This window comes from Nostoc sp., from assembly GCF_036919575.1.
Lineage (GTDB): Bacteria > Cyanobacteriota > Cyanobacteriia > Cyanobacteriales > Nostocaceae > Nostoc.
In genome coordinates this window covers 268,091-282,164 of sequence record NZ_JBALBY010000106.1, presented here as the reverse complement: position 1 = coordinate 282,164, position 14,074 = coordinate 268,091, and the positions used below count along the sequence as shown (strand labels likewise).

Annotated in this window: 6 protein-coding genes; 2 read left to right on the top strand and 4 right to left on the bottom strand. The window is 41.3% G+C overall.

The window, feature by feature from the left end; all coding sequences use genetic code 11:
* Positions 1 to 76: 76 nt before the first annotated feature.
* The 4 genes from V7K27_RS27390 to V7K27_RS27375 all read right to left on the bottom strand — a co-directional run bounded on the left by V7K27_RS27390 (position 77) and on the right by V7K27_RS27375 (position 2,098).
* On the bottom strand, positions 77 to 304 hold the full coding sequence (locus V7K27_RS27390) for an MbtH family protein (RefSeq protein ID WP_334825059.1): 228 nt from the start codon (positions 302 to 304) through the stop codon (positions 77 to 79).
* A gap of 314 nt (positions 305 to 618) precedes the next feature.
* Positions 619 to 945 (bottom strand): MbtH domain protein, encoded by a 327-nt coding sequence (locus V7K27_RS27385; RefSeq protein WP_334951479.1) that lies wholly within the window; start codon positions 943 to 945, stop codon positions 619 to 621.
* 15 nt (positions 946 to 960) lie between these two features.
* Positions 961 to 1,296 carry a hypothetical protein gene (locus V7K27_RS27380; RefSeq protein WP_196523454.1) on the bottom strand — a complete coding sequence of 112 codons (336 nt, stop codon included), beginning with the start codon at positions 1,294 to 1,296 and terminating at the stop codon, positions 961 to 963.
* A gap of 52 nt (positions 1,297 to 1,348) precedes the next feature.
* On the bottom strand, positions 1,349 to 2,098 hold the full coding sequence (locus tag V7K27_RS27375; RefSeq protein WP_334951477.1) for a VOC family protein: 750 nt from the start codon (positions 2,096 to 2,098) through the stop codon (positions 1,349 to 1,351).
* A gap of 716 nt (positions 2,099 to 2,814) precedes the next feature.
* Between V7K27_RS27375 and V7K27_RS27370 the strand changes: the two genes are divergently transcribed.
* Both V7K27_RS27370 and V7K27_RS27365 read left to right on the top strand, forming a co-directional pair.
* Positions 2,815 to 8,193, top strand: a complete 5,379-nt coding sequence (locus V7K27_RS27370; protein ID WP_334951476.1) for an amino acid adenylation domain-containing protein — start codon at positions 2,815 to 2,817, stop codon at positions 8,191 to 8,193.
* Positions 8,186 to 14,074 (top strand): SDR family NAD(P)-dependent oxidoreductase, encoded by a 5,889-nt coding sequence (locus tag V7K27_RS27365; RefSeq protein WP_334951475.1) that lies wholly within the window; start codon positions 8,186 to 8,188, stop codon positions 14,072 to 14,074. Before V7K27_RS27370 ends, V7K27_RS27365 begins: the two co-directional genes overlap by 8 nt.

Genomic DNA, 14,074 nt, shown 5'->3' with positions numbered 1-14,074 from the left:
TGCTTCGGTCAAGAGTCCAGAGTTTTTTGATCTTTGACTCTTGACCTTGGACAACCTTTACGAAAAATCAAATGCGTTATGATTTACGCCCAGCAGCTTCTTCCATTTTCTGGCGAAGACTAAGTGGTCTCATATCAGTCCAAACTTCTTTGATGTAATCTAGACATTCTTGTTTCAAACCACTTTTGCCAGCATCCTTCCAACCGAGTGCGTTTTCTCGGTCAGCAGGCCAAATGGAATACTGTTCTTCATGATTGACTACAACTTTGTAAATTGTTGTGTCTTCTTTGTCGTCTTGGTACATAATTTGCGTCCTTGCTATTTAATGGCCTATGCTTTCTAAGATTTGATAATCCAGTACACTACAATCAGCTAGTAGTCGGTGGCTCTAGCCGTGATTTAAGCAATAAAGTGCTTACTATTAACTCGTTTAACCTGTCATAATCACACTTGGTAGACTACTAGTACTAACTGCCTGTAATTCCTAATACTCGCCTTCATGCGAGAAGGAAACTACGTAATTAAGTTTGGGAAAGGGTTTCAGCCATTAAAAATGGGTGGCTTATTTACCGCGATGTCTACTAGTCCATAAACCTTGATAATTTGCACGGGGAAATCTCACGATTCTATTGGTTCAAGGTGTCCCTTACCTTCTAAAGTTACCAGTTCAATATCTGCAATACATCGAACTTTCACGTAATTCAGTGTCAAGTTCCCAACCAGATGAACCCTCCCTGTTTGATGCTCAAAGTCAGCTTCTTGCAAATTAGATGCTTCTGGGTCGAGTCTGACACCTAAATCAGTACCTCCGCTAGTATTTATGAATTTGATATGTATGTACCCTCGGTCAATACTTTCTTTCAGTGCTGTAGCTGTTTTTTCGGGTCGTAAGCTTGCTTCAACAGAATGTTCGCCTTCTGACAAACGTTGCACTAATTCATTCATACAGATGTCTCTCTCTTAAGAATCACTTTTGTTTTGATTTGTTGATGCTTGTACAAGTACAGGTTCGTAGACTGGAATCTCAAATGCTAAGGTCTTGTGACAAAACTCCTTCCATTCGGGTGTTATATTGTCAAAAATGATATTCTCATCCTTGAAAATCCCATCAGTCACTACGTAATTTTCCTGTAGGTAAAGAAAGTCATCATCAGTTAACTCTCTATTACTTTCGACTTCCTTACCCTCAACTGATTTGTTTTCTCTCCTTGTATTTTCGGCACACTCAGTCCACTGACTGAACTCACGTAATTTTTTCAAAGAGTAAGCTTTGCAATACTTTCCCATTGTTGCCATAGTAATACCTCAGTTCACATTCTTTTCGCTAGTGATGTTATCAGGCTATGTTTTAATATTTCAACGAAATTGGCAGAATTGGTCGTGCATCGAGATTTTTTTCTCTGATACCCTCGTCAAAGGTCAACTCTAGTAGTGGAGATTCCCCTCGTTCAATAGCGACAGCACTATGTGTACTAAGCAGAGACATAGCATCAGTCAAATGTTTGTCACTATTGATTGTGATTTTTACGCTCGTTAGTTTTTTTACACCCAAGGGATGAGAAATTAACTTCTGATGCGCTGTTAATGATGGATCAAGCCAAGCTGTCAGAGCAATACTGTCAGGAATCATAAAGCAAAAAGGTTCTTCCTGATTCACAAGATTTTCTGCTGCAAAACTAATAGACGTCTGCGTAGGCGTAGCCCGCCGTAGGCATCGCATCCACTCCTCAGACAAGTATAAAGGTGAATGGGATACCAAATTACCATGATTAAACTTTCTACGTAGACCGACACCAAATGGTGATGCTCTTGTATGCTGCCCATGAACACGAGTTAGCGTATGAACGCCTGTATGTACAGATTGCTGTTCCACTAAATGTTTATCTTCTATCCAAATTAACTCAAGATAGGTATTCTCAAAAAAAATTATTTTTGAGGCTGTTCCTTGTTTGAAATGTTGCACCGCCTGATTAGAGCAGTGAAGACCAAGTTCTTGAAGAACTGAGATGCTTTCAGCGTCTTTGGTCGTACAGACAAAAATGTGGTCTACTTCTAGAAAAAAATCATCCACGCTTACTTGGGGTGATGTTGTTTGCATAGCAACTAATTCTCAGCTTTGATTTTTCTTGCTGGACTCTAAGTTAAGATACAGCCCTTGCCCTGACTGGTTAAGAGCCTAGAGGCTGGGAACCCATTCTGGGAGGGCTGCCGCCTCCAGTGGCTTGACCAGAGGCAGAGCCTCTCAGAATACATTCCCAGTCTTAAGACTGGGAACGAGGCGACACAAGCCTTTGGGCTTTTCTTAGTGCCATTCAGTTCAGAGCCAATACATTTATGTATGGGGTTCTCCCCCAGCAAAGCGCCCCCTGCCCCTTTTCCTCTTGGTGACATCTATCAAAAGTCATAGAATATTTTAGTAATAGTCTAAAACGACACATATTTCGATTATTGATAATTATTCGCTATTAATCACAGGATTGCCAAATACCACAATCCCTAGTAATGTAATAATGTCTAAATGAAAATTACTAGCAATATAGAAGCTTGCATGGCTGACTTACTAATTTCGCCCTGTCTTACTTAAAGCAACATTCAGGTCTATTTAAGAATTTTCCCAATTGAATTAAATAATTCTGTAAAAGCAGCACTTTAAGCGACAAAGAGTTGTGACTGTTCGATGTTTGCTGTATTTAAGTAGATTTTTAAACTAAGATACCCACAAAATGTGACTCAAACTCTTGTTCAGTCAGGAGTGAGTGTGAGATTAATTTTACCACTATTGTTTGCGTGCATCTGATTACCTGAGGCATAATAATGACTAAGATTTTCAATAAAGTTCAAGAAATTCTCCTTCAGTATGCCACTATCGTTGATATTCTGGGCGATCGCAGTTTCAAGATGCCGCACACACAAGCATTCACTTTCCTTGAAGATGGAGAGACTCAGGAATTAACGCTGAATTACCATGAATTGGATCGGCGCAGTCGCGCTGTAGCAGCTCAACTCCAAGCTCTTGGTTTAAGTGGGAAACGTGCCATATTACTGTATCCTCCAGGATTGGATTACCTAACAGCATTTTTTGGTTGTCTATATGCTGGAGTAGTGGCAGTTCCAGCTTATCCGCCTCGCAATCAACGTAAAACGCCCAGAATACAAGCTATTAGCATAGATGCACAGGCAAGTATTGCTCTCACCACAACAGCAATGCTCCCCACATTACAATCAATACTCACACTCCTAACAAAACAGGGAAATTTTCACTGGCTGACAACTGACAACATAGCACAGGGTCTAGAAGATTCTTGGCAACAACCTGTAATTAATTCGGATACTCTAGCTTTTCTACAATACACATCAGGTTCTACAGGCACACCAAAAGGAGTGATGCTCAGTCATGGCAACCTGCTGCACAATGCCGCAGTAACTTACCAAATGATGGAACATTCGCCTAGCAGTAAGTTTGTATCCTGGCTACCTGCTTACCATGATATGGGGTTGATTGGTGGGATTTTGCAACCTTTATATGGTGGTTTTCCTTGTATCTTAATGTCGCCAGCATCTTTTCTACAACGACCTTATCGCTGGTTGCAAGCAATTTCCCGCTACAAAGGCACAACGAGTGGTGGCCCCAACTTTGCCTATGAACTATGTGTTCAAAGGATTACTCAAGAACAAAAAGAAACTCTCGACTTAAGTAGTTGGAGTGTCGCGTTTAATGGTGCTGAACCAGTCCGGCGAGATACTCTTGAGCTATTTGCAACCACTTTTGCAGAATGTGGCTTTCGTCCAGAAGCATTCTACCCCTGTTACGGCATGGCGGAAGCAACTTTGATAGTTTCTGGCGGGGTCAAAACAGCCTTAGCCCAAGTAAGAACTGTAGAGAAATCTGCACTTTCACACAACCAGATAGTTGAAGCAACCACCCAGAGTCAAGATATCCAAAGCTTTGTCAGTTGTGGTCAAACTATTCCTCAACAACAGATTGTCATTGTTAATTCTGAAACATTAACTCGCTGTTCATCAGATGAAGTTGGGGAAATCTGGGTATCTGGACTGAGTGTAGGTCAGGGTTACTGGAATCGAACAGAAGAAACAGAGGAAACATTCCACGCTGATCTCAAAGACACAAAAGAGGGGCCGTTTTTACGGACTGGTGACTTAGGCTTTTTGGACAATGGTGAGCTTTTCATTACAGGTAGAGCAAAAGATTTAATTATTATTCGCGGTCGCAATCTTTACCCGCAAGATCTAGAATTAACCGCAGAACGTAGCCATTCATCTTTACGTACTGGTGGTAATGCAGCATTTACAGTAAAGGTTAACAACGAAGAAAGGCTTGTAGTTGTACAAGAATTAGAGTTTCGCGCCAAGCCAAATTTAGCAGAAGTAACTAGTGCAATTCGGCAAGCGATCGCTGAAGAATATGAAGTACAAGTTTATGCTGTGGTTTTAATTAAACCAGGTAGTATACCCAAAACTTCTAGCGGTAAGATTCAACGCCGTGCAACTCGCATTCAGTTTGAGAATGGTGAACTGAATATAGTTGTCAGTGACATTCTCAAGATTAGTGATATTGCCAGAAAGGAAACTCAATTACAGCGTTCTGAACTTTTGACGCTTTCCCCAAGAGAGTGTCAACCGATTCTAGAATCATATCTGATTGAACTTTTGGCGGCAGTACTTTCAATTGCAACAGATGATATCAATCCACAAGAACCATTAAGCACACTCGGACTTGATTCCTTAAAAGTATTTGAGTTGAAAAACCGGATTGAGGTTGATTTAGAGGTAGAAGTATCCGTAGCAGACTTTTTTGAAGGAATGAGTACGCGATCGCTAGCTACAAAGATCCTCGCTCAACTGACAACAAACGCAATACCCTCAATATCCCTTACTCAACAAGAGAAAAACACATCTATTTATCCTCTATCCTTTGCCCAGCAGGGATTATGGTTTATCAATCAGCTAATTCCCGATAGTCCTACATATAACATTCCTATAGTTATTAACTTAAAAGGTTGCATTAATAAAACCAGCTTACAAGATAGTCTTAACGAAATTATTAGACGACACGAAGTATTACGGACGAGCTTTAGAGTGGTTGATGGACAACCTGTCCAAGTTATAAATCAAGCGCCACCTTTAACTTTGGCGGTTGAAGATTTGCGTTCACTATCAGAAAGCGAGAGTCCTTTGGACACGCTACGCGATCGCACTCAAGAAGCACAACGTTTGGCTACGGAATTTGCACAGCAGCCATTTGATTTATCTGCTCAATCGCTTTTGCGTGCTAAAATTTTAAAATTAAATGATAAAAGTTATCAATTGTTGGTCACTCTGCATCATATAATTGCAGATGGTTGGTCTATCGGTATTCTGATCAAAGAAATAGCTGCACTATATGAAGCTTTCTCCACGGCTAAACTCTCTCTGCAAGATGCTACGCGTAGCTTGCTTCCCCAAAGGGGTACACCACTTCCTGAATTACCCATTCAGTATAGAGATTTTGTCAATTGGCAACGACAATGGCTTGATTGCAATCGCATTCAACCAAAACTTACCTATTGGAAACAAAAGTTAAGCGGTGAGCTTCCTGTATTAAATTTACCAACTGACAGGCCGCGATCGCCAGTTCAAACCTTCAAAGGCGCTCAAGCGAAATTAGTTCTTTCTCAAACTCTGACAAAAGAGCTAAAGAATTTGAGCCGTCATTCGGGAGTAACTCTGTTTATGACCTTGCTTACAGCCTTCAAAACCTTACTGTATCGCTACACAGGTCAGACTGATATTTTAGTCGGTTCGCCAATCGCCAATCGTAACAGAGCAGAACTTGAATCATTAATCGGATTTTTTGTCAATGTTTTGGTATTGCGTACAGACCTTTCTGGCGACTTGAGTTTTCAGGAGTTACTAGCGCGGGTGAAGTCAACAGCTTTAGAGGCTTATGTTCATCAAGACTTACTTTTTGAGAAGTTAGTAGAAGAACTACAGCCTAATAGAGACTTGAGTTACAATCCACTATTTCAGGTGATGTTTGTTCTCCAGAATATTCCAAAACCCAATCTAAACCTGTCAGATGTAGCAATTACTTATGAGGAGGGTTATAACGGGACATCTAAGTTTGATTTGACATTATTTATGGAGGATTCCGAGCAAGGATTGATTGCAACTTGCGAGTACAACACGGATTTATTCAATGCAGATACTATTAGCCGGATGCTTGGGTACTTCCAGACTTTGCTAGAAAGCATAGTTAGCGATCCCCAACAACGAATTTCAGACTTGCAATTACTGACACCATCTGAAATACAGCAATTATTAGTTGAGTGGAATGATACCAAGACAGACTATCCTCAAGACAAGTGCATTCATCAATTGTTTGAGGCACAGGTAGAGAAAACACTATCTGATATTGCTGTTATTTTTGAAAACCAAGAATTAACCTACCAGGAGTTAAACGACCAAGCGAATCAACTAGCACACTACTTACAAGAACTAGGGGTGAAGCCAGAAGTAATTGTAGGTGTATGCATGAAGCGCAGCCCAGAAATGCTGATTGCATTGTTGGCTATTTTAAAAGCTGGCGGGGCTTACGTACCACTAGATCCAGCCTATCCCCAGGAACGCTTAACTTTCATGGTAGAAGACAGTCAGACTAAGGTGCTGTTGACTCAAAGCCATCTAGTTGAATTATTTGCTAAATCGAATGTGCATGTTGTCTGTATCGATAGAGATTCACAATTACTTAGCCAACAGAGTAGAGAAAATCTGTTGAGTGAAGTAAAATCCAATAACCTAGCTTATGTTATCTATACTTCTGGTTCTACTGGTGTACCAAAAGGTGTTGCTATAGAACATCAAAGTTGTGTTGCTTTATTAACATGGTCAAGAGAGGTTTTTACAGATGATGACCTTGCTGGAGTTTTAGCATCAACCTCTATTTGCTTTGATTTGTCAATATTTGAACTGTTTGTTCCCCTCAGTTGGGGTGGTAAAGTGATTCTCGTAGAGAATGCTTTGCACTTACCCTCGTTTGCTACTGAGGTAAGCTTGGTTAATACAGTACCAAGCATCATTGCAGAATTACTGCAAGTAGATGGTTTACCTCCTTCAGTCAGGACGGTTAATCTTGCTGGTGAACCACTGCAAAATCAACTTGTGCAGCAGATTTATCAAAACGATCGTATTCAGAAGGTTTTGAATCTTTACGGACCCTCTGAAGATACAACCTATTCCACATTTACTCAAGTAAATAAAGGAGATAACAAGGTAACTATCGGCCGTCCGCTCGCCAATACACAAATTTATCTGCTTGATACTAATTTGCAACCTGTACCAATTGGTGTCCCAGGAGAAATTTATATTGGTGGTGCTGGTTTAGCTAGAGGCTATTTAAACCGACTAGAGTTAACAAAGGAACGGTTTATATCTAACCCGCTCAATAATAAAATTGAATCACGACTATATAAAACTGGAGATTTAGCTCGTTATTTACCAAATGGAAATTTAGAGTACTTGGGGCGAATTGATCATCAGGTTAAGATTAGAGGATTTCGGATTGAGTTAGGTGAAATTGAGAATGCATTGCTCAAACATCCAGCAGTGCGGGAAATTGTAGTGTTGGCGCGAGAAGATAAACCAGGTGTTCAACAATTGGTGGCTTATATTGTTCTTTTACCAAACCAAACACCCACAATTAATGAACTGCGAACCTATCTGAAACAACTGTTACCTGAATATATGGTTCCTGGTGTTTTTATCTTCCTAGACACCTTACCACTTTTGCCTAACGGAAAAGTAGACCGTCGTGCTTTACCTGTACCTGAAGGCTTGCGTCCAACATTGACGACTACTTATGAAGTACCCCAGTCGAAAATGGAACAGCAGATTGCAAAGTTTTGGCAAGAAGTGCTACATCTAGATAAAGTGGGTATTCATGATAATTTCTTTGACCTTGGTGGACATTCACTACTGATGATTCAGGTTAATCATAAACTGCGGGCAATTTTGCAGCGAGATATATCAGTTGTCACCATGTTTCAGAATCCAACTATTTACTCACTGGCGCAATATCTAAGTCAACAGCGGCAGCTTTCTTTTGCAGGAACACGCGATCGCGCGAATAAGCAAGTTGACGCTATCAACCGCCAAAAGCAGTTATTGAGCAAACAAGGTAAAAATAATTATGAATAAGACTACAAATAATTATCTCCTAGAAGGTATTGCTGTTATTGGGATGGCTGGGCGTTTTCCTGGTGCAAAGAATATTTCCAGTTTTTGGCAGAATTTATGTGATGGAATTGAGTCAACTTCTGCGTTTACAAATGAAGAATTAATTGCCTTTGGAGTTTCACCAGAACTGCTCAGTGATCCTAATTATTTAAAAATTGGAGCAATATTAGAAAATATCGATTTATTTGATGCCTCATTCTTTGGCTTTAATCCTAAAGAAGCGGAAATTACAGATCCGCAGCATCGTTTATTTTTAGAATGTGCATGGGAAGCACTAGAAAATGCTGGTTATGCTTCCCAAAGCTGTGAAAGTAGAATTGCTGTTTATGCTGGTGCTAGTTTAAATAATTATCAATCATTTAATTTAAACCACGACAAAATTGGGTCGGGGAATACTTTCCAGAAAATGATCGGTAATGATAAAGATTTCCTTGCTACTCGCGTTTCCTATAAATTAAATCTCACTGGTCCAAGTCTAACGGTACAAACAGCTTGTTCTACTTCCTTGGTTGCAACTTCTTTAGCTTGTCAAAGCTTATTGAATTATCAATGTGATATGGCTTTGGCTGGTGGAGTATCTGTTCGCATTCCCCAAAAAACTGGGTATTTGTATCAACAAGGAGGAATTTTATCACCTGACGGTCACTGTCGCGCCTTTGATGCCAAAGCAAAAGGAACGATTATTGGTAATGGTGCCGGAGTCGTGATTTTAAAGCGGTTAGCTGACGCGATCGCTGATGGTGACAATATCTATGCTGTCATTAAAAGTAGCGCCATCAATAATGATGGTTCTGGTAAAGTTGGTTATACAGCCCCAAGCGTTAACGGACAAGCAAATGTAGTAGCGGAAGCACTGGCTTTGGCTGGGGTGGAACCTGAAACCATTAGCTATATAGAAACTCACGGTTCGGGAACTGTCTTAGGCGATCCAATTGAAATTTCTGCTTTAACCAACGTTTTTCGTGAAAGTACCGATAAAAAAAGATTTTGTGCAATTGGTTCAGTCAAAACGAATATTGGTCATTTAGATGCAGCAGCAGGGGTTACAAGTTTAATCAAAACTGTTTTGGCTCTCAAACAAAAACAAATACCCCCCAGCTTAAATTTTGAAGAACCCAATCCTGAGATTGATTTTGCCAATAGTCCTTTTTACGTCAATACCAAGCTGACGGAATGGAAAACTACTCATACTCCTCGCCGTGCAGGTGTGAGTTCTTTGGGTATAGGTGGGACTAATGTTCACGTCATTCTAGAAGAAGCCCCAACCATTCCAGAGTCTAGCCCTTCTCGTACTTGGCAGTTATTAGTACTTTCAGCCAAAACAGACTCAGCATTAAAAAGCGCTACTGTCAATCTGGTAGATTTCCTCAAACAGCATCCTGATTTAAACCTCGCAGATGTTGCTTATACCTTGCAGTGTGGACGACAAGCTTTTGAACATCGGCAGACAGTTGTTTGTCAAGATATTGCAGATGCGATCGCTGCACTTGAAGATCCAAAGCGCTTAGTTACCAGTATTCAAGAAACTAAAGAACCTCCTCTAGCCTTTATGTTTCCAGGGCTTGGTACTCAATATGTCAACATGGCTCTTGAACTTTACCAAGTTGAACCGACATTTCAAAAACAAATTGACTACTGTTGTGAATTTCTCAAACCGCTTTTAGATCAAGATTTGCGAGATGTCCTATATCCCAATAGAAACAGTGAAAATGACACTCAGCAAAAACAAAACGCTCTTGCTGCTGGGCTAGATTTGCGAAAAATGTTAGGTCGTGGGGCAGAACAAGCAGATATATGCACTCAAAAACTCAATCAAACTTATCTCACTCAGCCAACTATTTTTGTCATTGAGTACGCCTTAGCCCAGTTGTGGATGTCATGGGGAATTCATCCGACGGCAATGATTGGCTACAGCATCGGTGAATATGTCGCGGCTACACTAGCAGGGGTGTTGTCTATTGAAGACGCTCTGACTCTTGTCGCTAAAAGAGCGCAAATGATTCAGGAATTACCAAGTGGCGCGATGTTGGCTGTCCCCCTTTCGGAAGAACAGGTGCATCCTCTGTTGAATAAGAATCTTTCTTTGTCAGCAATCAACGGTTCGCAACAGTGCGTGATTGCTGGAGTCATAGACGCTGTGGATGAATTAGAAAGTAAGTTGACTCAAAAGGGATTAGCCTGTCGGCGTTTGCAAACCTCCCATGCCTTTCATTCAAAAATGATGGATGCGATCGCACAACCATTCACGGACTTGGTAAAAACTGTCAGCCTCCAGCCACCCAAAATTCCCTATTTATCTAATGTCACGGGAACTTGGATTACAGCAGCCGAAGCTACAGATCCCGCATACTGGGCAAGGCATCTATGCGAAACCGTGCGTTTTGCAGATGGAGTTCAACAATTGTGGAAAAAACAAAATCCGATTCTGTTGGAGGTGGGATCGGGACAGACGTTGAGCAGTTTAGCTTTACAGTGTTTGGATAACGGCTCCTCTACAGATAAAATTGTACTGCCCTCCCTCCGGCATTCCTACGAGCGACAGCCAGATTTGGCTTTCTTGCTGAAGACATTAGGTCAGTTGTGGCTCTCAGGAGTCCAGATTGATTGGTCGGGCTTTTATGCTGCGGAGCGCCGTCATCGCCTTCCCTTACCGACTTATCCCTTTGAGCGCCAACGTTACTGGATTGAACCACAACAACCATCACCTTCACCCAGACAGTTCCACCCAAGACCAACAGCATTAGAGCTTTGGAAATCTCTGGTAGAAGTTGCTCAGATGCAAGCGATTCAAGGGAGCTTGGAATTTGACGACCAAACTTATCGAGCAAACGAACAATGGTTAGATCGTTTATGTACTGCTTACATGAGCCTTGCCCTGAAGCGTTTAGGTGCATTTAGCGATCTAGCCAAAAAGTATTCTATTGAGGAATTATTTGAGCAATGTTCTATTATTCCTAAATATCGGGAATTGTTGTGTAGGTGGCTCGAAGTACTGGTAAAGGAAGGTCAGTTACAGCACGAAGAGGGACTATTTGAAAACTTTTTACCATCATCCACAGAGGATATCAATACTCTTCTAGAAGAAGTCAGAGTCAGATGGGCAGATACACCTCAAAATATAAATCTGATCCAGCTATTTGGTGAAAATCTGGTAGCTGTGCTTACCGGTCAAAAAGAACCATTGGAGTTGCATGTTGCTACATTAGTCAAGCAAGGAGAAATTTCTCGAGAAAACTTGCCCTCTGAGGTTTACTTCAGAGGCATTATGCGGGCAATGGTGGAAAAGCTGGCAATGACTTTACCACCAGACGTGAACCTCAGAATTTTAGAAATCGGCGGTGGAACTGGGATCGCCACGGTGGAATTACTACCTGTGTTAGCATCCCAGCAAACAAACTATACTTTTACCGATGTGGGCGGTTTTTTTGTCAAAGAAGCCAAAAACAAGTTTAGTGCCTATCCTTTTGTCCAATATGGCTTACTAGACATCGAGCGATCGCCACAAGAGCAGGGGTACAATAGCCACAGTTTTGACGTAGTGGTAGCTGTCAATGTATTGCACACAATCCGCAACATCAAAGAAACCCTTCAGTATGTTTACTCTTTATTAGCTCCTGGAGGCTTCTTACTACTCTGGGAAATCACTCAACCTAAACGAGAGTTTGACATGATTGACGGTCTGCTGATGAATCCCATAGAGGATGAAGAAGGTAGCCGCAACATGGGTAATCCATTTTTATCAAAGGAGGAGTGGCAGGAAGCACTAAACTCCTGTGGTTTTGTTGAAGTGGCGGCTTTCTCTGAATCTGAAGTTTTTGGGGAACACGTCTTTGTTGCTCAGGCTGCTTCGTCAACAGCGCTATCGGCACCAGCAGCATTTACCGCATTGGTTGATCAAAAAGATGCTGATCAGACGGATAAAATCCCATCACACAAAAAGCCCGATATTGCCGACTGGTTCTACATTCCATCGTGGAAACGCTCAATACTGCCGCAGCCTTTTAAATCAAGAGTTCAGGTAAGTCAGCCGGGGTACTGGTTAGTATTTGTTGATGAGTGCGGCTTAGGTACTCAACTCGTGAAGCGACTTGAACTAGAAGGTCAAAATGTGATTACTGTAAAAGTTGGGGAGCAATTTGGTAGTGAGAGTGAATCTCCTACAGAGGGACTTTCTCAACACATATACACAATTAACCCTCGACAACAGGATGACTACAACGCCCTGCTCAAAGAGCTTCGCGCCCAAGAGTTGATACCAGAGACGATTGTTCATTTATGGGGTATTACACCTTTCGCTGACAAAGAATCAAGACTTGAAAGATTTGACGAAACCCAAAATTTGGGATTGTATAGTTTGCTGTTCATAGCTCAAGCACTTGGAAAACAGGATTTGACTAATGAGTTTCAAATCACAGTCGTTTCCAACAGTATGCAGTCAGTGACGGGAGAAGAAATTCTCTGCCCGGAAAAGGCGACTGTGCTTGGACCTGTTAAAGTCATTCCCCAAGAATACCCAAACATTCGCTGTCGTAGCATTGATGTTATTATTCCTTCGGAGGGAAGTGGGCAACAGGAAAAACTCACAGATCAACTGCTAACAGAACTCACTACTCCTACTTCTGACGTGATTATTACCTACCGTGGTCTTCACCGTTGGGTGCAAAGCTTTGAGCCAGCTAGATTAGAGGAAGCAAAAGAAGGGAAATCACGCTTAAAGGAAGGAGGAGTCTATCTGATTACAGGTGGACTCGGAGGGATTGGTCTTGTATTGGCAGAACATTTGGCGAAAACTGTACGAGCCAAACTACTCCTAACAAGACGTTCAGCTTTTCCTGCTAGAGATAGCTGGGAAAAATGGCTAACCACTCACGATGAGACTGATAGCGTCAGCCGCCAGATTAGGAAAGTGCAAGAACTTGAAGAACTCGGTGCCGAAGTTTTAGTAGCCAATGCTGACGTGGCTAATCAGCAACAAATGCAAGAAGCGATCGCTCAAACAGAAGAGAAATTTGGACAACTCAATGGCGTGATCCATGCTGCCACTATCTCTTCAGGAGGTTCATCTCTTATTCTTGAAGATATATGTAAAACTACGTGCGAACAGTACTTTCAGCCAAAAGTACATGGACTCTTAGTATTGGAAAATGTTTTACAGGATAGAGAGCTTGATTTCTGTTTATTGATGTCTTCCTTATCGTCAGTTATTGGAGGAATAGGAACTGTTGCCTACTCAGCAGCAAATTTCTTCGTTGATGCTTTTGTTCATCAGCATAATCAGACAAATCTTATCCCTTGGGTTAGTGCAAACTGGGGTTTCTGGAAAGTTAAAGAAGAAGAGCAATCTCGACGATTTTTAGAGGAAAATTGGGGTGAATTAGGTCTCACACCGCAAGAAGGTATCAATGCCTTTGAACGAATTTTATTCTGGGATAAATTTAATCAGATATTCGTTTCCCCTGGTTCTTTACAAGATACCATTGAAAAATGGGGTAAGCCTAAATCTTTACAAGAAAAAGCAGATTTCCAAAAATTTAATGTATCTTCTCGTCACTCGAGACCAAATTTAAAGAATGCCTATGTTGCTCCTAGTAATGATGTAGAGCGCAAGCTGTCCGATATTTTTCAAGAGTTACTGGGTATCGATCAGGTAGGTATTCATGATAACTACTTTGCTTTAGGGGGAGACTCCCTAACAGGAACTGTACTGATTTCTCAGCTTCGGAAAGATTTTCAAATAGAACTATCTGTTCGTTCCCTCTTTGAGGCACCCTCTGTATCTGAATTGGCTCTGTTTATTGAAGAAACCATCATAGAGGAGTTAGAAAAGTTATCTGAAGTTTAA

Bases quoted from the DNA above. Each gene is read 5' to 3' on its own strand.
- V7K27_RS27390 (WP_334825059.1), bottom strand. From the start codon at position 304: ATGTACCAAGACGACAAAGAAGACACAACAATTTACAAAGTTGTAGTC.
- V7K27_RS27385 (WP_334951479.1), bottom strand. From the start codon at position 945: ATGAATGAATTAGTGCAACGTTTGTCAGAAGGCGAACATTCTGTTGAA.
- V7K27_RS27380 (WP_196523454.1), bottom strand. From the start codon at position 1,296: ATGGCAACAATGGGAAAGTATTGCAAAGCTTACTCTTTGAAAAAATTA.
- V7K27_RS27375 (WP_334951477.1), bottom strand. From the start codon at position 2,098: ATGCAAACAACATCACCCCAAGTAAGCGTGGATGATTTTTTTCTAGAA.
- V7K27_RS27370 (WP_334951476.1), top strand. From the start codon at position 2,815: ATGACTAAGATTTTCAATAAAGTTCAAGAAATTCTCCTTCAGTATGCC.
- V7K27_RS27365 (WP_334951475.1), top strand. From the start codon at position 8,186: ATGAATAAGACTACAAATAATTATCTCCTAGAAGGTATTGCTGTTATT.